17 protein-coding genes are annotated in these 25,108 nt (G+C 42.6%); 12 read left to right on the top strand and 5 right to left on the bottom strand.

The window, feature by feature from the left end:
- Window positions 1-150: 150 nt before the first annotated feature.
- Entirely contained in the window at window positions 151-1,743 is a 1,593-nt protein-coding gene (pckA, locus tag B3Z75_RS13085) for a phosphoenolpyruvate carboxykinase (ATP) (RefSeq protein WP_294072556.1), read from the bottom strand.
- 240 nt (window positions 1,744-1,983) lie between these two features.
- Here pckA and upp point away from each other — a divergent pair, with 240 nt between their 5' ends.
- Complete coding sequence (gene upp, locus B3Z75_RS13090) at window positions 1,984-2,643, top strand: uracil phosphoribosyltransferase (RefSeq protein ID WP_294072558.1); 660 nt, start codon at window positions 1,984-1,986, stop codon at window positions 2,641-2,643.
- Here upp and B3Z75_RS13095 read toward each other — a convergent pair.
- Window positions 2,640-3,629 (bottom strand): glycosyltransferase, encoded by a 990-nt coding sequence (locus B3Z75_RS13095; RefSeq protein ID WP_294072561.1) that lies wholly within the window; start codon window positions 3,627-3,629, stop codon window positions 2,640-2,642. The genes upp and B3Z75_RS13095 overlap by 4 nt on opposite strands.
- A gap of 229 nt (window positions 3,630-3,858) precedes the next feature.
- On the opposite strand from B3Z75_RS13095, the gene B3Z75_RS13100 reads away from it, so the two are divergent.
- Window positions 3,859-4,977 carry a DUF4369 domain-containing protein gene (locus B3Z75_RS13100; RefSeq protein WP_294072564.1) on the top strand — a complete coding sequence of 373 codons (1,119 nt, stop codon included), beginning with the start codon at window positions 3,859-3,861 and terminating at the stop codon, window positions 4,975-4,977.
- Between the two features lie 28 nt (window positions 4,978-5,005).
- The gene (locus tag B3Z75_RS13105; RefSeq protein WP_294072567.1) at window positions 5,006-6,544 is read left to right on the top strand and encodes a YifB family Mg chelatase-like AAA ATPase; all 1,539 of its coding nucleotides are present in this window, start codon (window positions 5,006-5,008) and stop codon (window positions 6,542-6,544) included.
- Between the two features lie 168 nt (window positions 6,545-6,712).
- Here the strand turns inward: B3Z75_RS13105 and B3Z75_RS13110 are convergent, their stop codons facing one another.
- Together B3Z75_RS13110 and B3Z75_RS13115 are read right to left on the bottom strand one after the other, a co-directional pair.
- Entirely contained in the window at window positions 6,713-7,369 is a 657-nt protein-coding gene (locus B3Z75_RS13110) for a M15 family metallopeptidase (protein WP_294072570.1), read from the bottom strand.
- Between the two features lie 9 nt (window positions 7,370-7,378).
- On the bottom strand, window positions 7,379-9,202 hold the full coding sequence (locus B3Z75_RS13115) for a DNA polymerase III subunit gamma/tau (protein ID WP_294072573.1): 1,824 nt from the start codon (window positions 9,200-9,202) through the stop codon (window positions 7,379-7,381).
- 89 nt (window positions 9,203-9,291) lie between these two features.
- Between B3Z75_RS13115 and B3Z75_RS13120 the strand changes: the two genes are divergently transcribed.
- On the top strand, window positions 9,292-10,266 hold the full coding sequence (locus B3Z75_RS13120; RefSeq protein ID WP_294072576.1) for a DUF5106 domain-containing protein: 975 nt from the start codon (window positions 9,292-9,294) through the stop codon (window positions 10,264-10,266).
- Between the two features lie 204 nt (window positions 10,267-10,470).
- Entirely contained in the window at window positions 10,471-10,962 is a 492-nt protein-coding gene (locus B3Z75_RS13125; protein ID WP_294072579.1) for a TlpA family protein disulfide reductase, read from the top strand.
- Window positions 10,963-11,158: 196 nt separating this feature from the next.
- Here the strand turns inward: B3Z75_RS13125 and B3Z75_RS13130 are convergent, their stop codons facing one another.
- Complete coding sequence (locus B3Z75_RS13130; protein WP_294072582.1) at window positions 11,159-11,764, bottom strand: sigma-70 family RNA polymerase sigma factor; 606 nt, start codon at window positions 11,762-11,764, stop codon at window positions 11,159-11,161.
- A 206-nt stretch (window positions 11,765-11,970) separates the two neighbouring features.
- Between B3Z75_RS13130 and B3Z75_RS13135 the strand changes: the two genes are divergently transcribed.
- From B3Z75_RS13135 to B3Z75_RS13165, 7 genes are all read left to right on the top strand, one after another.
- Complete coding sequence (locus B3Z75_RS13135; RefSeq protein WP_294072584.1) at window positions 11,971-12,945, top strand: FecR family protein; 975 nt, start codon at window positions 11,971-11,973, stop codon at window positions 12,943-12,945.
- A gap of 7 nt (window positions 12,946-12,952) precedes the next feature.
- Window positions 12,953-16,438 carry a SusC/RagA family TonB-linked outer membrane protein gene (locus tag B3Z75_RS13140; RefSeq protein WP_294072587.1) on the top strand — a complete coding sequence of 1,162 codons (3,486 nt, stop codon included), beginning with the start codon at window positions 12,953-12,955 and terminating at the stop codon, window positions 16,436-16,438.
- Between the two features lie 11 nt (window positions 16,439-16,449).
- The gene (locus B3Z75_RS13145; protein ID WP_294072590.1) at window positions 16,450-18,261 is read left to right on the top strand and encodes a RagB/SusD family nutrient uptake outer membrane protein; all 1,812 of its coding nucleotides are present in this window, start codon (window positions 16,450-16,452) and stop codon (window positions 18,259-18,261) included.
- Between the two features lie 32 nt (window positions 18,262-18,293).
- Window positions 18,294-18,938, top strand: a complete 645-nt coding sequence (locus tag B3Z75_RS13150; protein WP_294072593.1) for a hypothetical protein — start codon at window positions 18,294-18,296, stop codon at window positions 18,936-18,938.
- A gap of 1 nt (window position 18,939) precedes the next feature.
- On the top strand, window positions 18,940-19,977 hold the full coding sequence (locus tag B3Z75_RS13155) for a metallophosphoesterase (RefSeq protein WP_294072595.1): 1,038 nt from the start codon (window positions 18,940-18,942) through the stop codon (window positions 19,975-19,977).
- A gap of 6 nt (window positions 19,978-19,983) precedes the next feature.
- On the top strand, window positions 19,984-21,570 hold the full coding sequence (locus tag B3Z75_RS13160; protein WP_294072598.1) for a hypothetical protein: 1,587 nt from the start codon (window positions 19,984-19,986) through the stop codon (window positions 21,568-21,570).
- Between the two features lie 366 nt (window positions 21,571-21,936).
- A complete protein-coding gene (locus B3Z75_RS13165) occupies window positions 21,937-25,062 on the top strand; it encodes a SusC/RagA family TonB-linked outer membrane protein (RefSeq protein WP_294072601.1) in 3,126 nt (1,041 codons plus the stop codon).
- The last annotated feature ends 46 nt before the right edge of the window (window positions 25,063-25,108 follow it).

Raw genomic sequence — 25,108 nt, forward strand, 5'->3', positions numbered from 1 at the left:
TTGAACAGATTGAAAACTTGCGTAGTTATTGGCGGCTTCTTTCGAAAAGCAGAAGAAGTCGATTCCAGGTTTAAAAAGTAAGACAAAAAAGGCCATCTCATGTTATATTATGAGACGGCCTTTTTGCTTGTTGAATATCGAAATATCTGCTTAGTCTAACTGCGGTCCAGAGGGGATCAGCGCAATAGCTGCGTCGTTATCGCAATATTGTTTGAAATTTTCGATATACATGCCTGCCAGCTTTTTGGCTTTGGCTTCCCACTCGCTCTTATCGGCATAGGTGCTTCGGGGATCCAGAATGTCTGAAACGCCGTTCAGCTTCACAGGAGCAGTGAGGTTCATGACAGGAACATGGAATGTTTCGGCTTTTTCGATTGATCCGTCGATGATGGCATCGATGATGGCACGGGTATCTTTCAGGGAAATACGTTTTCCGGTTCCGTTCCATCCTGTATTTACCAGGTATGCCTTTGCATCGTGTTGTTCCATTTTCTCAGCCAGACGTTGTGCATAAATGGTGGGGTGCACAGTCAGGAATGCTTCACCGAAAGCGGGAGAGAAAGATGGCTGTGGTTCAGTGATTCCTCGTTCGGTGCCTGCCAGTTTGGAGGTAAATCCGCAGAGGAAGTGATACTGTGCCTGGTTTGAGTCCAGAATAGAAACGGGAGGCAATACACCGAAAGCATCGGCAGAAAGATAGATGATCTTTTTGGCATGTCCTGCGCGTGAAGGAAGCACGATCTTGCTGATGTGGTGGATAGGATAGGATACACGGGTATTTTCGGTGGTGGAACCATCGCTGTAGTCAATGTTTCCTTCGTCATCCACGGTCACGTTTTCCAGCAATGCATCGCGACGGATAGCTCTCCAGATGTCCGGTTCGTTTTCTTCCGAAAGGTTGATCACTTTTGCATAGCATCCGCCTTCATAGTTGAAGACGCCGTTGTCGTCCCAGCCGTGTTCGTCGTCACCAATCAGGAAGCGTTTCGGATCGGCAGAGAGCGTGGTCTTGCCGGTACCGGACAAGCCGAAGAAGATGGCCACGTCACCCTCTTTACCCACGTTGGCAGAGCAGTGCATGGAAGCTATTCCGCGCAGCGGCAGATAGTAGTTCATCAGCGAGAAGATACCTTTTTTCATTTCACCGCCGTACCATGTACCACCAATCACCTGCATTTTCTCGGTCAGGTTGAACAGGGTGAAGTTCTCGGAGTTTAAGCCAAATTCCTGCCACTTATCGTTGGTCGTTTTAGAACCGTTTAAGCATACGAAATCGGGTTCACCATAATGGGTCAATTCATAGTGTGAGGGACGGATAAACATGTTGGTCACAAAATGTGCCTGCCATGCTACTTCCATGATGAAGCGAACTTTCATGCGGGTATCTTCGTTGGTGCCGCAGAAGGTATCCACCACGTATAATTTATTTGACTTGGAAAGCTGCTCGGTAACACGTCCTTTGCAGTAGTCGAACGCTTCTTTGGAGCAGGGACGATTGATGGTCCCGTCCCACCAAAGTGTATCTTTGGTGACGTCATCTTTCACAAAGTACTTGTCTTTGGGCGAACGGCCGGTAAACTTTCCGGTGTAGACTGCTGTAGCGCCGGTTTTGGTTAATTTGGCCCTCTCGAATCCCTCGTTGGCAGGATTCATTTCGTCCTGGAAAAGAGTCTCGTAGGAAGGATTGTGCACGATTTCGAAATCGCCCACAATGCCATACTTGCTTAAATCTAAATTTGCCATCTTACTAAATTTTGGGTTTATTATTATGATTGTATAAAACTCGCTTTGTGATAAGTCCTAAAACAGTCGTACAAAAATAAACAAATTCCTTCAAACTGAAAAGGAATTAAAGAAAAATTTCTTTAATTAAGTGCGTTTTCCGCAAAAAACCTTTCTTTCAACAAAAAACCGGCGGAAATGTTCAGACAAAAGGGGAAAAATAGTACCTTTGCTTTCCGGAAAATGATTGAATAATATTGAATGAAAGTATATAATTTTTCGGAAAATAATTCGCTGCTTAGTTCTTTTATCCGTGAAATAAGAGACATCAACATTCAGGGTGACCGGCTTCGTTTTCGCAGAAATATTGAACGAATCGGGGAGATCATGGCATATGAAATCAGCAAAGAGCTAAAATACAGAAGCCTGGAAATAACAACTCCGCTCGATGTGACGGAAGTGAATGTACCTGACGAGGATATTGTCATTGCCACCATACTCCGTGCTGGGCTTCCTTTCCATCACGGGATACTCAACTACTTCGACGGAGCGGAGAACGCTTTTGTCTCCGCATACAGGAAATACAAAGAAACCGGACATCAATCTTTCGATATCCACATAGAATATATTGCTTCGCCCTCCATTGATGGAAAGACGCTGATCATAGCAGATCCGATGCTCGCTACCGGCAGCAGCATGGAGCTGACATACAGGGCGCTGCTCACGAAGGGAACTCCCTCGCACATCCATATTGCCACCATCATTGCAAGCAGACAGGCTATTGACTACTGCATGACAAACTTTCCCGCTGAAAAAACCACAATCTGGGCAGCAGCAATCGACCCGGGATTAAATGAATCGGCCTATATCGTGCCTGGCATCGGAGATGCGGGCGACCTGGCTTATGGAGAGAAGATTTAATCGTAAAATTTTTTGTCGAACGCCCGAAATTCGCCCTGCTTACGGATGAGACGATGCCATGACGCTGACAGGAAGCCGGTCCCATATCCCAACATTTGTATCCAGGCAGCCACTATGCTGTAGCATGCCACTTTGGGTGATTTGTGCAATCTCAGTGAGTCTGCAAAGATGGTGAGGCTGTATATGGCGGGGATAATCAGGATGGCGGGACGTAGCGGAGAAAGAAGGAACATAGTGGTCATGAATGCCACGAAAAGAGCAGGTAGCGTGTGTACCATCTTCAGCGATCCCGGATGGGCCAGATGCAGGTTGATGCGGGCAATGCCTGAGTTGTGTACCTGCTTGAAAAACTGCTTGAAGGTAGATCTCCTTTTGTGATATACGTATGCATCGGAAATAAGCGCCGTCCGAAAACCTGCTTTCAGCAGCCGGAGACTGAAATCGATGTCTTCGCCAAAGCGCATGGCACCATAGCCCCCAACGGTGTTGAATGCATCCCTGGAGACGCCAAGGTTGAAACTGCGTGGGTGGAACTTGTCCATCGATTGTACCTTTCCCCTGATGCCCCCTGTGGTAAAAAAAGAAGTCATGGTGTAGTTAATTGCTTTTTGTACCGTGGTAAAGGATGGTAGAGCTGCATCGGGCCCTCCGTAAGCATCCACAAAGTTTTCGCTAAGCGAGCGTGAGACCGTTTCCACGTAATGGGAAGGGATGATGCAATCGGAATCGAAAAAAATGAGGTAATCGTATTTTGCCCTGGCGGCTCCTGCATTTCTGGAGAGGCCGGGACCGGAATTGGCTTTATCGAAATAGGTGATGTCAAGCTGGTCACGATATTTCTCCGCAACAACATCGCTTTTGCGTGTAGATCCATCCTCCACGATAATTACTTCAAACTCCTTGCAGGTCTGATTGCAGAGGCTGGCAAGCAGCTCGTCTATTTCTTCGGGACGGTTATATAGGGGAATTACGATGGAGAAAGGCATAAGACACGTTTTTAATTAAGTGTACAAAACTAACTATTTTCTTCCATTTTTTGATCTGCAGCAGGTATAAACTGCAAAAAAGAAAAAACAGCTAAATAAATGTGAAAATCTTTGAATATTTAAAAAATACAGCCTATCTTTGTACTGATATGTCGTTTTGGGTATACTTTGTCTAATAAAAAAAGAATATTAAACCAAAAAGACAGAAATTGGGAAAATTGAGTAGTCTATGGTCAGGTGGATTAAAATATGGTTTTGTTTTTTTATTTTATTGGTTGCTGTTGCCTGTGATGGCGGGGATGGCACGTCTATAAAAGGAAAAATTACCAATTTGGAATATCCTTATATCGTTGCTTCCTATCTGTCGGGCGACACCCTTGCCATTGACACCATCAGAGTGGACAGCAGAGGCCGTTTTGTCTACAAAAACAATCTGGATACGCTGACAACCATATCCTTTCATCTGAATAATTATGAAAGTGCCGCAGTCGTGTTTGCCAATAATGGAGAGAAAATCACCATTGAAGGCGATGCCCGGTTGCCCGATCTGATCAAAGTAAACGGGAACGAGATAAACGATGATATTACTTCCTTTAAAATCAGTAATTTAGAATTGCTTACCCAGCGAGGACAACTGCTTGAAAATTTGCTGAGAGAAAAAGAAGCGGATAGTGTGGTTAACAACACGCTGGCCCATCGTGAAGAGATGGCCAAACTGAATGTGTTAAATCATGAACTGACACTCAAAGCCGAAGATTACATCAAGGAACATCCCGGTAAATTATCAAGCCTGATACTGATTGGTAATTTTTTTATGGACAGCGACAATTCCCAGGGGTTGGAGAGAGTACTTGGTTATTTGGAGGGAGACGTTACCAAAACACAGCTTGCCGCACGGTTGCAATCTTATTCAGAGAAGATGAAGCGATCAGCCGAAGGAGCGCCGGTCCCCTATTTTAAGCTGACCGACAAGGACGGTGCGGAGATCTACTCCTATAATTTTAACGGCAAATATCTGCTGTTGTCGTTCATCTCTACAGTGGGCATCGAATCTCGCGAAACGGTTGAGCTGCTGAAAAATGAATATGCTGCTATGGATAAAGACAGTGTGGCATTTTTAACCATCTATATCGATTCCGACATCTATCCCATTGAGTATGTCGAGAATGATTCAATACCCTGGACTGTAATCCCCGAGAAACAGAGCTGGGGGTCAGACATCGTGGAGACATTCAATGTGCAGTTCGTTCCTTTTAATTTGCTTGTTTCTCCGGGCCAAACTATCAAAGTACGCAATCTTCCCGCACAGAATGTGAAGACAGCAGTCACCAGCACAGCCGAAAAGTAACAACATCATATAAAAATATTTATGCTACATGCTGGTCAAACTGTTTGGAGCGGCTGTACAGGGTATCAATGCTACGCTCATTACCATTGAGGTGAATGTTTCCAGGGGGATCCGCTTCCTGCTGGTCGGCCTCCCCGACACTTCCGTAAAAGAAAGCCACGAAAGAATTGTTTCAGCTCTGGAGATGAACGGACTGAAGTTTCCCCGTCATCAGATTGTCATCAATATGTCGCCCGCCGATATCCGTAAAGAGGGATCGGCCTACGATTTACCCCTTGCCATCGGTATTCTGTCGGCATCCGGGGCTGTCAGCCCCGACAAGCTCAACGAATATGTGATGATGGGAGAGCTGTCGCTCGACGGGAGTATTCTTCCGCTCCGGGGAGCTTTGTCTATTGCCATGATGGCAAAGGAGAATGGTTTCAGGGGGCTTGTCGTTCCCACTGCCAACGCTAAAGAAGCAGCTGTAGTGGATGGATTGGCTGTATATGGAGTGGATAATATACGCGATGTAGTCGATTTCTTTAATGGACAGCACATTCCGGAGCCTACTGTCGTAGATGTGGAAAAAGAGTTCCGGGAGGGTCGCAATGCATTTGACCTCGACTTCTCTGATGTGAAAGGACAGGAAAGCGTGAAACGCGCCCTGGAGGTTGCGGCTGCGGGTGGTCATAATGTTATTATGGTTGGTGCTCCCGGATCGGGCAAGTCGATGATGGCCAAAAGACTACCGACCATTCTTCCTCCTTTTTCTTTGGAAGAAGCGCTGGAGACGACCAGGATTCACAGCGTGGCAGGACGCACCGGCCTGCACAAGTCGCTCATGATTCAAAGGCCCTTTCGTGCCCCACATCACACCATCTCCAATGTGGCGATGGTAGGTGGTGGCACCTACCCTCAGCCGGGAGAGATCAGCCTGGCTCATAATGGCATACTCTTCCTCGACGAGTTGCCTGAGTTTAACCGGAATGTGCTCGAGGTAATGCGCCAGCCGCTGGAAGATCGTAAAATCACCATTTCCCGTGCCCGTTTCAGTGTGGATTATCCGGCAAGCTTCATGCTTGTGGCTGCCATGAATCCCTGTCCCTGTGGCTTTCACAACCATCCCGGGAAAGAATGTGTTTGTCCTCCCGGTGCTGTAAACCGATATCTTAATAAAATATCGGGCCCTTTGCTCGACCGGATCGATATGCACATCGAGATTACTCCTGTTCCTTTCGAAAAAATATCAGAGCGGACATCCGCAGAGCACAGCGACGAAATACGTGGGCGCGTAATCAGGGCCAGAGAGATTCAAATGCGCCGTTTCTGCGGAGCGCGGGGCGTCTATTGTAATGCTCAGATGACCGGTAAGATGTTGCATAAATATGTTTCTCCCGACAACGCCGGGTTGACTCTGTTGAAGGCAGCCATGGAACGCCTCAACCTCTCTGCCCGTGCTTATGACCGCATTCTTAAAATGTCACGCACTGTGGCTGATCTGGAGGGGAGTGAACAGATAAAACCGGCCCACCTGGCGGAAGCCATTAACTACCGGAATCTGGACAGGAGTAGCTGGGCAGGATAAAAAAATTATCGAATAATCCAAAATCTCTATATTTGCAGGTTTATGGTCAAAGCGGGAGAATGGGTCGACCTGTAGCAGGCACCCGGTGGCGGCTATACGTTAAATCCGATTAGAGGAAGGAATGAGATTGGCTGCCATTTCCGCTAGTGATATGGCGCCCGGTAGTGTTCATTTTTTTTCAAAATGATGATCGTCGTAATACTTCGAAAATGTGTGTCCCCAACGGAACCCTTTGTCGGTGAACTTTTTCACGACAGGGTGTCCGGGATACAATGTTCCGTTTACGGTGGTGTCTGACACCGCCCTTTCGGGTTGATTGGGGCGGCCTGTTTTTTTCCATCGTACCGGATTGAATCTGGGATTGATGTCGATGGCCATGCCGGTAGCATGTTTGGAGTAGGAGATGTTGCGGTAGCAGAAGCTGTAAGTGTTGTTGTCGTCCATCGAGAGGCTGTCGTTCCAATCGTAATGCACTATGGGTATGGCTTTCTCGATCACAAACCCTGTCTCGAACATAAACCGGAAGAGTGTTGCTATGTCGCCTGATATCTGCTTGTTAGACAGGACCTGCCCCCGGTGTATTCTCCCATCGGTGGAGAAATAGGTCACATCCAGCAGATTCAGGCTGTCAATAATTTTTTGTGGTGCCCCGCTTCCGGCTGTGGCTTCCTCGAAGGTGTAGCTCGCGTCGATCAGTGTGTCCTGTTTTACAGGTTTCTCCACATAGCTATCTATGGGTAAAACGACAGCTTGTCGGGGCTTTTTATTGGGCCCGCTGCAGCCAAAGTTGAGAAGGAACAGGAAGACGACTAGCCAAAATTTCATCGGAGCAGACTAACTTAGCTCTAGTCCGAATTCATCGGATAGTTTTTGCAGAGCCGGATTCTGTTGAACCATCTCGTCGAATATTTCCCGTGAAGTAAGCGGTTTTTTAATCGCATTATCTTCCGCAATCCGGATGGTCATGGTGATCTCTCCGTTCTGCAAAGTTTCTCTGAGATGAGTGAGGATAGACATGCTATTGTCGGTGAGATATTGTTTGTTTAGCTCCGTATTCACTTCCACCTCAAACAATACATCGCTCAGCATCCTGGGCAGGTAGAGCGACATGGTATTTTTGAGAAGTACCTCTTCTTTCAGCGACCTGGCATATTCTTGCCAGGCAGAAATAAGCTCTTTCTCCGTGAACAGGTTGGTGCCATTTTGCAGAACTTCCTCCCTGATCGTGCTGGCTTCCTCTTTTTGGGTCTGGTTGATTGAGGCTAGCGACACCCCCATGCCTGCCATGGAGACGTTTCTTCTTTTGGGGGCTGATGGTTTTTCATTGCCTTTTTCGGAGTGAATTCCAGAGTCGTGGTTCACTTTTTTGGATACCGGTGGTTGCTTATCGCTTTCCCTGTGCTGCTTTACATCTTGTTCCTGCAGGCTGGGCGTATTGCCTGATTGCTGCGTGTCGTTTGTTGCTTTTGGGTCCGTAGCTACCGTTTCACACTTTTCATCACCTCTCTTTGAAGTCGTTATCGGTTCAATAGTCGTTTTTTTTTCCTCCTTCCCTGCAGTGGAGACCTCTGTGATCTGGCATAACTTGATCAGCATCAGTTCCATCAATAAGCGTTTGTTCTTGCTGAGGCGATAGTTAAGATCGCAGTCGTTGGCCAGATCTATGGCCCGATACAGAAAAACATTGCTGCACTGTTGTGCCATCTCGATATATCTTTCCCGAATAGAAGCCCCTACTTGAAAAAGCTGTGCCGTGGCCGGATCTTTGCACACCAGCAAGTCGCGAAAGTGAGAAGAGATGCCGCTGACGATATGTTGTCCTTCGAACCCTCTGTTGAGAATGTCATTCAGAATGAGCAGGCAATTCACCACATCTCCCGCCAGGATGGTCTCAGAAAGCTTAAAATAATATTCATAATCCAGCACGTTCAGGTTCTCAATTACTGCCTGGTAAGTGATGTTGCCTCCCGTGTAGCTGACTGTTTGATCGAAGATGGAGAGAGCGTCGCGCATTCCGCCATCCGCTTTCTGGGCGATGATGTTGAGTGCTTCCGGTTCGGTTTGTACCCCCTCCTCTTTTGCCACATACTGCAGATGTTCTACGATATCGCCAACGTGGATGCGGTTGAAATCGTACACCTGGCATCGCGATAAAATAGTGGGAATGATCTTGTGCTTCTCTGTGGTTGCGAGGATAAAAATCGCGTGGGAGGGAGGTTCCTCCAGCGTTTTCAGGAAGGAATTGAAGGCGGACTGGGATAACATGTGAACCTCGTCAATGATGTACACCTTATACTTCCCGATTTGTGGCGGCACTCGCACCTGATCTATCAGACTGCGGATGTCGTCGACACTGTTGTTGGATGCAGCATCCAACTCATGAATATTGTACGATCGTTGTTCGTTAAAGGCTTTGCACGATTCGCATGCGTTGCACGCTTCGAAATCGTTCGTTGGGTCCAGGCAGTTGATTGTTTTGGCAAAAATTCGGGCACAGGTGGTCTTTCCCACGCCGCGGGGACCGCTGAACAGATAGGCATGTGCCAGCTTGTTGCCCGCGATGGCGTTTTTTAATGTGGTGGTGAGCGCTTCCTGTCCCACGACGGAACGAAAGGTGGAAGGCCTGTATTTTCTTGCAGAAACAATAAAATTATCCATGACTGAATCGGACAAAACGTAAACTACAAATGTACGAAAAATATCGGGATTTTATTATCTTTACGCCAAATTGGAACAAAGGGGCCATTATGAAGGATTTCATTCTCGTTATATCGCTTGTCGGTGCAGCTTTGCTGATCACGATCTCCTGTTCGTCGAGCAAGAAGACGCAAACTGAAGTGCGTGCCGACGTTGCTGTAGTATCACAGACCATCGTTCCCGATACGTTTGTTTTGCCTGTGATACCGGATGCACTTGTCACTCCCGATGACCGTGCCAGATATTTGTCGTTGCACTTTTGGGACCGCTTCGATTTCAGTAACCGAAAACTGATTGAGCGTCCCGATATCACCGAACAGGCTTTTGTGGATTATATCAATATATTGCCTTATTTTTCAAAAGAAGAGACCGATAAATCGCTTCTTTACACGCTAGGTAAGGCAGAGGCTGACACCATTTTTTACCGTTATTTTGCCTCCTTATTCGATAAATACTTTTATGATCCCAATTCCCCATATCGTAACGAGGAGTTTTATCTTCCCATACTTCAGCAACTGGTGCAATCGCCCCTGCTGGTTGAGGAAGATGTTTCGCATTATGCGTTTCAGCTCGACATGGCATTGAAGAACCGTATCGGGCAAAAAGCCAACGATTTTCATTATACACTCGATTCCGGGTTAACGTTCTCGCTTTATGAGCTGAAAAGTGAATACACTCTGCTGATGTTTTCCAATCCGGGATGCCCCACCTGTGAAGCTGTAATGGAGCAACTCAACGCCTCAAAGCCATTGAACGCTGCGCTGGCACTGAACAACTCCTCCCGGACGATGCTCACCGTGCTTACTCTCTATCCGGATAATGATCTGAGCGAGTGGTATTCCCATTTGCCGCATTTGCCGGCGAAATGGGTACATGCATACGATAAAGGAATGGAAATCAACCTAAAGAGGCTCTATGATATTAAAGCGATACCCACACTTTATCTGCTGGATAAAGACAAAAAAGTGATTTTAAAAGATAGTTCTATCGAAGCGATCGAATCGTTCTTTTCTGTTTTGCAATGATTATCAGCTGTTTGGGATATGGAGAATGCGAATATTAACATTTGGTAAGAAAGTTTTCGTGCAAAAATGAGTCATATTCAAAAAAGTGACGTAATTTTGCAGACTTCTACAAAAGGCTTTTAGCGAAAAGTCTTAAAAGTTAAGGGATTTGGCATCCTGCGTGAAGCATCGGCCAAGTCCGAGTAATAACCAAAATTTTTTTATATGAAGTACGTGAACTTTTGCCTTATCGCAATGTTTTCACTTGCATTATCATCAGGTTCTGTGAAGGATGCGGTTCCTTCCATCGGATACTACCCCGGAGAAAGATTACCCGATATTGTTTTGACGGATATAAAGGGTGATTCTTGCAACCTGAGTGATTACAAAGGCAAAAAAGTCGTGGTTAATTTCTGGGCCTCTTATGATGCCCGATCCAGAGCGACCAACGTGCGTCTGCATAATTTTTTAAAAATGACAAATGCGGATGTTGTGTTTCTTTCTATCTCATTCGATCAAAATATTCATGTTGTAGAAAGAACACTGGCAATGGATAATCTCGACACTATTTCACAATTTTGTGAAGTAAACGGACCCGAATCAGGACTGTACAAAGATTTTAGACTGAACCGCGGGTTCCGGAATTACTTGATCGACGAAAACGGAGTAATCAAAGCAATGAATTTTACTTCCGAAGATTTAAGCGTCATCCTTTGAGATTGACAAAGATTTACGTAAGAGCGGGTGTCGTTTTTTTTCGACGCCCGTTTTTTTGTGGTTTTCTTCTCAGAAATGCTATGGTCCCGTTTATTATTCTCTTTTTATTGTCGGGGAATGAGTAAGATATCGCACCAGGCTAGTTTACAGATGATAAGGAAAAGTTAAAGATTGCCCGTCATCTTTATTGCTGTCACTACAGGGGAGTTGCGAAGAAAGGAATTGTTGTGTCTGCCAGGGATTCATCGTTATAATATTCAATTACATTTTCACGCACGATCTTCAATGCGGAAGAAAAACGGTTAATGACCGATTTGGACGAAATACCCAAAGTCTGGGCGGTATCCTGTACAGATAGCTGTTGCTCCCAACGCAGCCGGAAGACCTCTAATTCTGATGGTTTCATCTCCCGCATCGAATCAGAGATAATCTGTTCCAGCTCTTTCAAAATCGTTTTATCAAAAACGTTGCTCATGGAAAGTTGCACCAATTCAGGCAATGCCTCTTCCCAGAGAATATGTTCCGGTTTTTGGCTGAAGAAATCGAGTATTCTGAATTTCAAACGGATGAAAAGATAACTTTTGATGCTGCCCGCTGCATTCCCCGTAAGCGTATCTCTTTTATTCCATGTCTCAATCATTAAATCCTGCACAATATCTTTTGCATCGTCCCTGTTCACATAATGTGTCGCAGTCTTGTACAGATCTCCCGCGTATCGTTGGAAGATGAGCCGAAACTGTGATTTATTTTGCAATGCCTCCATATCGGAGATGTTTTTTGAAGTATCTAACCCTACAATCATTGTCGATTTTCCCTTGTTGAATAACACAAAGTAAAGCAATGAATGTTACGAAACGACCTCAATTCAGTTACGTTTTCGTTACGTTTTTTTAAGCATAAAGTTTAAATTTCATTAACAAAATAAAGCAGGGATGTTTCTAAAAAAACCACTGCTATAAGAGTAGGAACAATCGATGAGTTCCTGCCAATAATCAACTTTATTCATATATGAACAGGCTTAAAAAGCTATTCTCAGACTATGTACGCGGGAAAACAACGACGACAGAAAAACGTATCGTTGAACTTTGGTACGATAAAAAAGCTTCTGCACACACCGATATTATTTCGGATGAAGAGGCAGAGGTATTCAGCAAACAGGCCTGGAGTGAGTTTGTGCTACTACGAAACAAGCAGTCTTCAGCGACAACACGAAATGCTTTACTCGCTTTTGGAGGTCTTGTGGCAGCTGCCATGGTTTTGTTTGTAGTAGTGCTTAATTTCTCTTTCTCTAAGAAAAACAACAGGGATGAAGGGATGCTGACAACAGAAATGCGAATATCCAGACAGTTTACCACACAGGACAGAATGAAAAAGATCACTTTACCCGATGGATCGAAGATCTTTATGAACCTGGGAACCTCCATCTCCATGTACGAAGGGAAATTCAATGCACATCAGCGTGAAATCTGGCTGGATGAAGGTGAGGCCTTCTTTGAAGTAATCAAAAATGTCAACCGACCTTTTATTATACATACCCCCAATGGGTTGACTACCAGGGTGGTGGGGACCTCGTTCAACATCAGAGCCTATAAAGACCTGGAAGAACAGATTATTTCGGTCAATACAGGAAGGGTACAGGTTACGGATAACAAGCAGAATACCATTGTAATTGATCCCGACAACAAAGTTACCTACAGCTATAAAGATGGTCAAATTTTCTCCGACAGAACGGATGCAAAAAAAAATTCAGCCTGGCAGACAGGGCTTATAATTTTGGAAAACGCAGGCATCAAGGAAGTAGCTTTCCGGTTAAAACAAGTGTTTGACATCAATGTGGATTTTGAAGGCATAACCAATCGGCAAGACCGGATCCATGCATCCTTCTCGAGGGATATACCCCTGCAGGAAGTGCTTGAAGATATCTGTAAGTTATATGATATACAGTATACAATAACAAACAACTCGGTGAAATTATTTAATTAGAAAATGTATGATTTATCGTTTTAGTTTAATTTTAAGAAGCATGTTGAGCATATATATATTTATGTGGATCAACATATCGAATGTCTATGCTGAAATGCAACATTACGGAAATTTCCCGGCTGAATCACTGGCAGACAGGATGGAACGAATGAATGAATTGGGAAAGGAAACGGGACAATCGGTCTCTTATAATATGTCGGAGTTGGAAAATAAAAGAACACCGGCTTTAACTCCTACAACCAACAATATGGAAGAATGGTTGCATAAATCGTTGGAAAACACGGAGTATACGTACGAAAAGAAAAGCAACAACCGTTATTTGGTCGTCAAAGTAAAAAAAGAAGTATTACCCCAGTCCAAACAGATTGAGCAGACCAGAGAAGTGCGTGGAACTGTCGTAGATGCGCAGCATGCACCTTTAATCGGTGTAAATGTGGTGCAGAAAGGAACTTCTAACGGGACCGTCACAGATGTGGATGGAAACTTTTCTTTTCATGTAACGCCAAATTCTACCATTGTTTTCACCTATATCGGTTTTACCGAACAGGAAGTCGTGTGGGATGGGAGGAGTAGATTGAGTATAACTCTTTCTGAAGATACAGAACTCCTGGATGAGGTCGTGGTTATCGGGTACGGTTCTGTTAAAAAGCGAGATTTAACTGGCTCTGTCTCCTCTTTAAGCGGAACTTTATTAAGAGATTTACCTGTTGCTTCTACAGCAGAGTCACTGACGGGCAGGTTAGCCGGTGTTCAGGTATCTAAAACAGAGGGTGATCCTAATGCAGAAGTGAAAATTAGAATCAGAGGAGGGGGGTCGATCACCCAGGATAATTCTCCTTTGTACGTAGTAGACGGTTTTCCGGTGGATAACATGAATGACATACCCACAACTGATATAGCATCAATTGATATTCTTAAGGATGCTTCATCATCGGCAATTTATGGTGCACGAGGTGCGAATGGTGTTGTGTTGATTACCACAAAAAGAGGAGCGGAAGGCAAGGTTAAAGTCAGTTTTAACAGTTATTACGGAGTAAAGAATATTACAAAAACACTCGATGTGCTTAATCCATACGAGTATGTATATTGGCAGTACGAGTTGCAGGGGAATAATGATACATTCCGTAAATATTATGGTGATTTCAGAGATTACGATCTTTATAAACAGATGGAGGGTACCAATTGGCAGGACGAAGTATTTGGCAGAAACGGAACAAGTTTCTCAAACAATCTTACTCTCAGCGGGGGAAATAAGGCAAATCAATACAATATCAGTTTAAACAGACGTGATGAAAAAGAGATCATGATTGGTTCAGCATATACCAGAATGAATTTCAATCTCAACACGTCTCATCAAGTGAAAGACTGGTTGAAATTAGATTTAAATGTCAGGTTATCCGATTATTATTTAAAAGGTGCAGGGACATCAAGTAATACAAGACTTTCACACGCTGTACAATTCAGACCTGTAAATGGAGTGGTAAATTATATAGATACTGATTTGGATGACAACGATTATGAAGTTATTTCCAGCAATATTCTTGATCCTGTAAAACAAATACTGGACGATTATCGTCGTAGAAAAGATTTGAAATTTAATTTTAATGGAGCTGCCAATATTAATTTCACCTCTGATCTTTTATATCGCTTTGAATACGGTACACAATACGGCACATATACAGATAAAAGATTCTACGGAGTCAATACTTCAAATGCTTTCAGGTACGGTAGACTGCCCTATGCATCAATAGATAATAGGAATTCCAATAGTTACAGAGTGGCAAATATATTGACATACAATAAAGATAATATATTGCCAGAGCATAATATGGTTTTGATGGTTGGTCAGGAGTTGAATTACGAGAAATACGAATCAGTTTTTAATACCTCAAAGTTTTTTCCAAAAACAATTGATCCGGAAGGAGCATTGGCTATGATGAGTTTGGGAATACCGGATCCTACTGACACATTCGACAGCCCCGCTTCAAAATTATCTTCATATTTTGGACGAGTAAATTACGATATGAAGGATCGCTATTTGTTTTCAGCTTCTTATAGAATGGATGGCTCGAGCAAATTTGCGCCTGAAAACAGATGGGCTTCTTTCCCTTCCGCTGCATTTGCCTGGCGTATGTCCAGCGAAGATTTTATGAGTCCGACAGAAAAATGGCTGGATGATCTGAAATTAAGATTGAGTTACGGAGCATCCGGGAATAACAGAATCCCCGATAACGCATGGAAAAAAATATACACAGTAGATGCAGGGGGCCTTTATATAGACGGTGATGGGGAGGGATCAGCACCTACCGCCTACTTCAAACCCGGCAGTGTATTGTCGAACCCTCATTTGAAATGGGAGACCACCATAACCCGGAATATGGGATTGGACTTTACGATGTTTAATCAACGATTAAATGGTACAATTGAGGCCTACTTAAATACGACGAAGGATTTGCTATTATCGGCAAGTATTCCTTCAAATACCGGTTATTCCCGGCAATGGCAAAATATTGGACAAACATCTAATCGCGGTATTGAACTGACTTTAAACGGTTACATTGTAGATACGAAAGATTTTAAATTATTCTCTTCCTTTAATATTGGAGTAAATAAGAACAGAATAGATAAACTGGGTGACACCAAACGCTGGGAACAGAATACGGATTGGTTTACCAGTAACAGCGGACCTTCGGGTGAATATTTGATCGAAGAAGGAGGCCAGGTTGGTGTCATTTACGGTTTCGAGACAGAGGGTATGTATACGTTTGATGACTTTACCTATGACAATGGAAAGTACACGCTAAAGGAAGGAGTGTCAGATAACAGTTCGCTCACCATGCCCAGAAGATTTTGGCCGGGTGCATTGAAATTGAAAGATCAGAATGGTGATTTTGTGGTAGATGCTGCGAATGATAAAGTGGTTATAGGAAATACAAATCCAAAGAATTCCGGTGGATTTAGTTTTACTTCCCAGTTCAGAGGTTTTGACTTGTCAGCATTTTTTAACTGGGTATACGGAAATGATATATACAACGCCAACAAATTGTATTTCCATATGTATGCAACCGGATATAATTACAAAAATATCTTAGATATTGCAAACTCTGATCATAGATTTACATATATTGACAAACTGACTGGTCTTGAAGTGAGTGATCCAGTAAAACTGGCGGAGATGAATCAGCATGCGACACTCTGGTCAACAGCGATGACACATGCCGCATTGCATTCATGGGTAATTGAAGATGGCTCGTTTCTTAGATTGAATAATCTCACTTTAGGCTATACTTTACCAAAGCCGTTGTTGGCAAATATAGGAATTGAGTCCCTGAGAGTCTATTTCACAGGTTATAACCTTTGGCTGTGGACAAGCTATACAGGATACGACCCGGAAGTGGATACAAGACGCGCAACGCCTCTTACACCCGGTATAGACTGGAATGCTTATCCCAGGAGCAGGAGTTTTAATATGGGGATTAATCTTGAATTTTAAATATAGCTATAATGAAAAAAATAATTTATTCTGTAAGTATTTTCCTGACTTTATTGGGATTAAATTCATGTCAGGATTGGTTGGACGCGGATTCAAAATCCGTTTTTACGGAAGAATCCACATTTTCGAATGTAGATTTTGCCTCAAAAGCAGTCTTTGGTATCTACCAAACGTTTACGACCGGTGATTCTTATGGATATTATTATCCATTTACAAAAATAGATAGTGATATTGAGTTCACCTTTTCTGCAAATGAGGGTGCAAAAAACCAGTTGGCTCATTATGCCGGAACTCCTGGCTCTAAAAAGCTGGAGGAGATGTGGAATGCACTCTATTTTGCAATTGAAAGGGCAAATTTATGCATTGACAATTTACCACTAAGTCCCATTTGGGAAGGAGCAGATTCTAAAGAAGCGCACCGTTTATACGGTGAAGCGGTAACCTTACGAGCATTGGCTTATTATGAACTGATTCATACCTGGGGTGATGTTCCTTTTTCCATAAAATCTACACAAGCTGGCGATGATTATAATCTTCCCAAAACTGATCGCGACGAAATATATGAGTATCTGATAGAAGACTTGAAAAATGTAGAGCAATATGTGCCCTGGTTGAGTGAAACCAGAACAGTTGAAAGAGTGAACAAAGGATTTGTGAAAGGATTAAGAGCCAGAATGGCGATGGCATATGCCGGTTATTCGCTTAGAAACGGAACACTCGAAACAAAAAGAGGAGCCAAATCTGGAGAATACTACGAGATCGCACGTCAGGAGAGTAAAGAGCTGATTGAATCGGGACAACATCAGCTCAATCCGGATTTTGAAAATATATTCCGAACGATCCACACATATTCGATGGACCTGACCTATGGAGAGATATTATTTGAAATAGCGTTGGGGAGAACAGATGCAAGTATTTTTGCTTCACGGGTGGGAATGGCCTTTTGGAGCGGCGATACAAAATATGGAGGTGGCGGGGGAGGCTCGGTGAGTGTTCCGCCTACCTATTATTACTCATTTGACAGAAACGATAAGCGTAGAGATGTATCAGTTGGGTTGTACAATTATGCCGACAGCAAATACCCAAGTCAGCAACGACTGATTTCAAATAATGGCAGGGCCTTTACACCTAATAAATGGAGAAAATCATGGATGAATCCACTTATGGGAGGAGATTTAGCTTCCAACAGGAATTCGGGGCTCAATTTTCCCATCATGCGTTACACAGATGTTGTACTTATATTTGCCGAAGCCGAAAATGAAATAAACGGCCCTACGAAGGATGCTAAAGAGGCGCTTGCCATGGTGCGGAAGCGAGCTTTTCCACAAGAACTGTGGGATGAGAAGGTCGATGCATACATTGAATCAATTTCTTCAGATAAAGAAAGTTTTTTTAATGCAATCGTTGATGAAAGAGCGTGGGAGTTTGGAGGAGGAGAACTGGTTCGTAAAAACGATTTGATCAGGTGGAATTTGTTGGGATCAAAAATTAACGAGATGAGAGAAGAATGTATGAAACTCGTTAATGATGATGCGAGTTATGCAACTATTGTTCCGGATTACATATTTTGGAGACATATAGATGAAGAACAAATAGAGATATTGAATCCCGATTACAGACTCCCGGCAACTTCTATTGAGGGGTATACCCGTTCAGCATGGTTGCCACTGATGTCTTCGAGCAATAAAAGAAGGTTGCAGGAGGATTTAGCAATTGTTGCGAATGGACTTGATGTTCAGAAGAATAATTATCTGTATCCAATCGCCAATAATATCATAACGGCAAGTAACGGTGTGCTTACAAATGATCAGATACCTCAATAGTTTAATTTCTAAAATTATTAAAAAGAATAATTATGAAACATAACATATTAATATATTGTTTATTGACTCTTTGTTTTACCGGAATATTAATTTCGTGCAACGATGAAACAATTTTCAATGAAGTCGAAGAGACCACAGACCGGTTATTCCGTCCTCCATTGTTGGAGGTCAATATTAATGGAAATAAAGTTGAATTCAAATGGATTCCCATAAAAAACGCCACATTCATGCTGGAATTAAGTAAAGATAGTTTGTCTTTTAGTAATGAGAAAAAAAGTTTTGAGGTAAGCGGCACAAATAATTTACGGGTTGATGATTTATGGAGTAATACACGATATTCAGCCAGAATAAAGGCTGTTAGTAAAGATGCGGCTGTGAAGGATTCCGAATTTCAAGAGGTGACCTTTGTGACGGGGACGGAAAATGTCTTTTATGGAATCAGCAATGGTCAGATAACCCAAAATTCCATTTTACTTAAATGGAACCCGGAAAAAGAGGTCACGAGAATTGAAGTCTTTTTGGGCAGCGCTCTGGAACAAACTGTTAATCTCACTTCATCGGAAGTCAATTTAGGTGAAAGATTGATTGATGGCTTGTCAAAAAATAATGAGTATACGTTTAAAATTTATTGGGGAGAAATGCTTCGAGGCACTATCTCTGTAAAAACTCGCAGTTAATATGAGAAAAATAAAAACAACCATTCTTTTCTGGTGTGTCTTGTCTTTATGTCTGCCCGTTTCGGTGTGTGCACAGGCTGAGCTCCCAACACTTGACGAGGCTCCCGACAATACATTCACCATTGCCGTGATGGCCGATACCCAATCCTATTCGGGAAAGGGAACGAAACATGATCCTGAAAGCAAGGATGAGGTGAAAAACAGGGTCTTCGACTCACAAACAGGCTGGATTACGAAAAATGTGGATAAGCAGAACATCATTTTTGTAAGTCATGCCGGAGACGTGGTTGATATGAACAATACCGATCAATGGAATGTGGCAAAAACTTATCTCAACCGGTTTCACGGGGAAATACCTTACGGGATTTCTCCCGGTAATCATGATATGACTTCGAACGGAAATACCGATTTATATCAAGACTACTTCCCTGCTGCACGATTTCAATCGTTCGACTGGTACGGTGGGGAAATTAATAACAACACCAATAGCTATCAGTTGCTGTCTTCAAACGGTGTAGATATTATTATCATGCACATTGCGTGCAATGCCCCTGATAACGTGATCGACTGGGCAAATCAGGTATTGGATGAACATCAGGAGAGGTTTGCCATTGTCACCACGCACATGTTTTTAGGACCCCGTGACAGGCCGATTCAGGATGTTGATTATTTTGATGCGCCAAAAGGAATTATGCGCTGGCATAAAACTTATGGAGATAAAGGAAATTCAGCGGAGCAATTATGGAATAAATGTTTTAAGAAACATGAAAATATCAGGATGATTATTTCCGGTGATCAAAGTCGTTCGAATGCAATTCACAGCAAATATATTGGTGAAAAAGGGAATGTTGTGCACGCTTTGCTAAGTGATTATAGTGCGACAGAAGGAGGAGCGATAAGATTGTATCGGTTTATACCGGAGAAGGATCAAATTCAGGTTTTTACATTCAATACTACACAAGATAAACTTCTACTTGATACAAAAATTGTACCTGATAAGAATGAGCATTACTTTACAATCAGTACAAAATTAAAATGAACAAATATGAAACATTTATTCAAAAAACAAATATTGGTAACCGCAACGCTGTTTGCGGTGTGTATATTTAACTCAGAAGGACAGGGCAGTTACCTGGCAGGTGATTTTCACCAGCATACTACTTACACCGACGGGAGCTACAGCTTCGGGTTCATGATGAGAAAGAACGCCCAGTACGGGTTGGACTGGTGGGCAAACAGTGAGCACGGGGGCCGTTCATCGCGCTGGGCAACTGTCTCTGGGAAAGATTTGGGAACCACGGTGAAATTCAGTGATGTGGAGGGAATCACACTGGAAGGTACCAGAGATCCCGAGAATCGAAACGATATGTGGAGATGGCAGGTACTGCGTGATTTTTCGTTCAAAGATACGCAATTGTATCGGGAGGTGCTGCCCGAAAAGATTATCATTCAGGGATTGGAATGGAATGCGCCGGGACATAACCACGTGAACTTTACCATCATCGATAAACAGTTTGATTCGGAAAATTCCAATGCAAATGCAATTGCCGAGTTCGAATATAAATTCGATAACAGCGACAAAGATATTTCTGAACCCCACGGATGGGTAAAATCCAAAAAAGAAGGAACAGCGAAGACACGGGAAGCCATCGCATGGGTACAGCAGAATTATCCGAAATCTGCCTGGATCGTTCCCACACATGTAGAACGTTCAGGTAGTTTTAAGATCGAAGATCTGCGCGATATGAACGACATCGGACCGGATGTTTTCTTTGGGTTCGACAGCCAGCCGGGTCATCAGAAAAGTAAAAACAGAGGAGGCTATAGCTCACGCTCGTATGGCGCTACGGGTGAGAGTAAAAACGATGGCGCTACATGGGGTGGAACAGGTATTTTTGCAGCCAAAGTAGGTGGTGTCTGGGATGCTTTATTGAGTGAAGGACGTAGATTCTGGTTGTTCGCCAATTCTGATTTCCACGGAGAGAGTTCTGATTTTTATCCTGGAGAATATCAGAAGACGAAAATTATGGTGAAGGAGAAAACAGCCCAGGGTGTAGTCGACGGATTGCGTTCCGGGAATGCCTACATTGTGACAGGCGACCTGATTGACTCGTTAAGCTTCAAGGTCGGCACCGCCACAATGGGAGAAACATTCGAGACGAGCGACAATAAGGTAACGATTCATATTGTCGTGAGAGATCCTGAAACGGCCAATTTCAATACCTACTCGGACTTCACTAATCCAGAGCTTGACCATATTGATCTCATTGCGGGTAAAGTTACCGGAAAGATAGATCAGGGTGATCCGCGGTACAAACAGGATGAAGTTTACACTACGAAAGTCATTGCCCGTTTTGGCAGTCAGGAGCATGTCGATGCAAATGGTATCAAAACGCAGTATTGGAAAGATCTTGGTAACGGGTTTAAAGAAATTATATACACCGTAAATGTGGATGCCGATGCCTATTTTCGTTTGAGAGGTACGCATCATGCTTTTGGTGCTAAAGACACCCAAATCGATGAGGTTGGTAATCCCATTCTTGATCCCTTTGAAACCAATGATGCGGCAGAGGCATTTGAGGATCTCTGGTTTTACAGTAATCCTGTTTTTGTGAAGAAGGTGAATCGCTGATCTTCCCTGTAAAATAGGTACGTACAAAACGGTACTGATAGTAAACGGTTAATCATGACCGGTAGGCATTTTTCGTGTCTACCGGTTTTTCGTTAGTTAATGCGTTGATTTTTTCTACAAGTCAAATGTGAAACCGTTGTCTGGAGCCTTTTTTAAGGAATGTTAAGTAACAAATTCTTATTTTTTTCGCAATCGTTTCGTAATAAAATAAGTGTTCCTTTGCCCATAATTATAAAAGAGTGTTTGGTTATTATTTCCCTGGGTAGTTATACAAAATCATCATGATAGTATTGAAACTGATTTACCTGTTAAACTTTACTCGATTGAAATAGATAACTTCTTTATTTAAAATTAAATTATACAATTATGAATGAATTGGCTATTCTGTATCCTCGTTCAAGAGATATAGATGTAAGTAAAATTACATTGAAACTAATACTACTGGGCTTATTTTTACTTTTTTCAACAATTGTTGCTTACTCATCCAATAATATTGTTGAGATTGACCAGCTTCAGCCTGTATCGGGGAAAGTAGAGGATTCGAGTGGAGAACCCCTACCCGGCGTTACAATTGTTCAAAAAGGTACAACTGCAGGTACCGTTTCTGATTTAGATGGTAATTTCTCACTTTCTAATGTTCCGCGAAGTGCAACATTGGTCTTCTCTTTTGTTGGAATGCAAACTCAGGAAGTGGCATTAAGTGGCAGGAGTGTCATTAACATTGTAATGGTAGAAGATGCCATCGGACTAGATGAAGTTGTGGCAGTAGGATATGGTTCTCAAAGGAAGGTCAATCTTACAGGGTCAGTTTCCTCTATCGGCTCAGATCGCTTAGAACGCAGGCCAATTGTTTCTACCTCTGCCACTTTACAAGGGGTTGCACCTGGTGTGACTGTAACAACTCAAACCGGGTCTCCTGGTGCAGATGGAGGCCAAATTAGGATTAGGGGTATAAATTCTTTTGGAGGTTCCGATAGTTCGCCTCTTATTTTAATTGATGGTATTGCACATGCATCGATAGATATGATTGATGCGAACCTGATTGAATCCATCTCAATATTAAAGGATGCTGCATCAGCCGCAATTTATGGTTCACGTGCCGCTAATGGCGTTATTCTCGTGACGACTAAACGTGCATCAAAAGATATTTTTTCAATTAATTACAAGGGATATATGGGTGTTCAGAAGCCGACCGATATTCCTGAAGTGACAGATGGTGAAACATTCATGAACTTTTTTAATGTGGCAAACATGAATGATAACGGTTACAATTTGTACAGTGACGAGGAAATAACAGAATTCAGAAGTTTACATAAACAAGATCCATCAAACTACGATTGGCAGAAGGCCATTTTAAGCGGCTCCGGTTTTACACACAATCATTTTGTTTCCATGATGGTCAACTCAGGAAAGCTTTCGGTAATGCCCTCATTTAGTTACAGCAGTCAGGATGGTATTATAAATAACACCAATTATGAGCGGTATGTTTTTCGTAACAATATGGATATAAGGCCTCATGAGAAGCTTACTGTAAAAATGGACATGTCCTTGGCATATAGCGATCGTTTACAGATTGCAAATGAAAATGATGTTTGGAATTATCTGGGGCGTATGCCGACCAATATTCCGATTAGAAGAAATGGTAGATGGTCTGAAGGATGGGTGAAAATAAACCCTATCGGTTTGATTGAAAATGGGGGAAACAGGACAACCAATAATCTGGAGCTATATGGTAACCTTTCTGTTGATCTCAAGCCTACAGACTGGTTATCCGTAACAGGTGTTCTTGCTCCAAGATACATGATCAGAAGTCTGCATGAATTTTCAAAAAGTGTTATGACTTATAATGATGATGGCTCGGAAGCAGGTGCAGCGTATACATATACAGATTTGACAGAGTCAAATAAAAACTATTTCCTTGGGAATTACCAACTGTTTACCAATGTTTCAAAAAACTGGAATGATCATGCCTTTAATCTGATGGTTGGTACCTCGAGAGAAACATACGATGAGAAATATTTAATGGCCTATAGACGTGATTATACCTATGATGACTACGAGGTCATTCGTGCAGGCGCCAACAATGAAACAAAACATAATGACGGTACTCGTGATCAATGGGCATTAATCTCGGCATTTAGCCGTTTAAACTATAGTTATATGGATCGTTATTTGTTTGAGGCTAATTTAAGATATGATGGTTCTTCTCGTTTTAGCCCGGATAATCGTTGGGCTACTTTCCCCTCTTTTTCTGCAGCATGGAGAATATCCGAAGAGCCCTTTATGGAAAATACCCGAGATTATATAGATCAAATAAAATTGCGTGCATCATGGGGGAAGTTGGGCAATCAAAATATCGGAGATACTTATTATCCGTATATATCACAACTGGCTGTAGGAAGTATTTCAATGAATGAGCAAATATATCAAATAGTCACATTGAATGATATGGCAAACCCTAATCTGAAATGGGAGGAAACTCAAATGACAGGTGTAGGTGTCGATATAAATATGTTTAATCATTTTACATTTACCGGCGATTGGTATCGTAAAAATACGGATGGAATTTTATTAACCTTATATACCTCTCAGTTAACAGGTCTCAATGCTCCGTTTCAGAATGCTGCAAAAGTGCGTAATACCGGATGGGATATTGGAGTAGGTTATAGAAATCAGTGGAGTGATTTAAAACTTGGAGTAGACTTTAATCTATCGGATGTCAAAAATAAAATTACAGATATGGTGGGACAGACATCCGGTACTCTTCTACGTCAACAGGAGGGATCTCCGATTAATTCAATCTATGGTTATATCTCAGACGGATTATACCAATCTCAGAAAGAGATTGACGAAGGACCTGTTCAGTTTGGTACCTTGAGGCCCGGTGACATTAAATATAAGGATATTGCAGGCGGATTTGATGATAATAATAATCCTATACCGGATGGGAAGATTAATGACGATGATAAAACCATCATAGGTAATACAATACCTCGTTACACATATGGACTAAATCTCGATTTGGGTTGGAAAGGATTTAGGATAAATGCATTTTTACAGGGTGTAGGTAAAGTGGATGGCTACCTGAATTCGCACTATGTAATTCCAGGAATCAATTCAAGTGCAATAAAAACCTGGCAGCTTGATTATTGGACTGAAGATAATAGAGATGCTGCATTTCCAAGACCTTCTATCACATCTACAAATAATACACAAAACTCAGATTATTGGATGAAAAGTGCGGCTTATTTACGATTGAAAAATCTTCAGTTTGGTTATGATGTCCCCGAAAAATTATTAAACAGAGTTGGTTTAAACAGTTTGTACGTTTACGTAAATGCACAAAACCTTTTCACAGTCACTAATTTCTGGGAAGGATATGACCCGGAAATTAATTATTCAGCCGGATCAACCGAAGGTGTGTCCTTAGGGGGAGGGGCTTATTATCCACAAGTTAAGGTAATTTCACTCGGGGTTGACTTAAAATTTTAAATTGTAAAACATAGAAATAGATTATGAGAAAATATATATTATTACC

The organism is Proteiniphilum sp. UBA1028 (genome assembly GCF_002316955.1).
Lineage (GTDB): Bacteria > Bacteroidota > Bacteroidia > Bacteroidales > Dysgonomonadaceae > Proteiniphilum.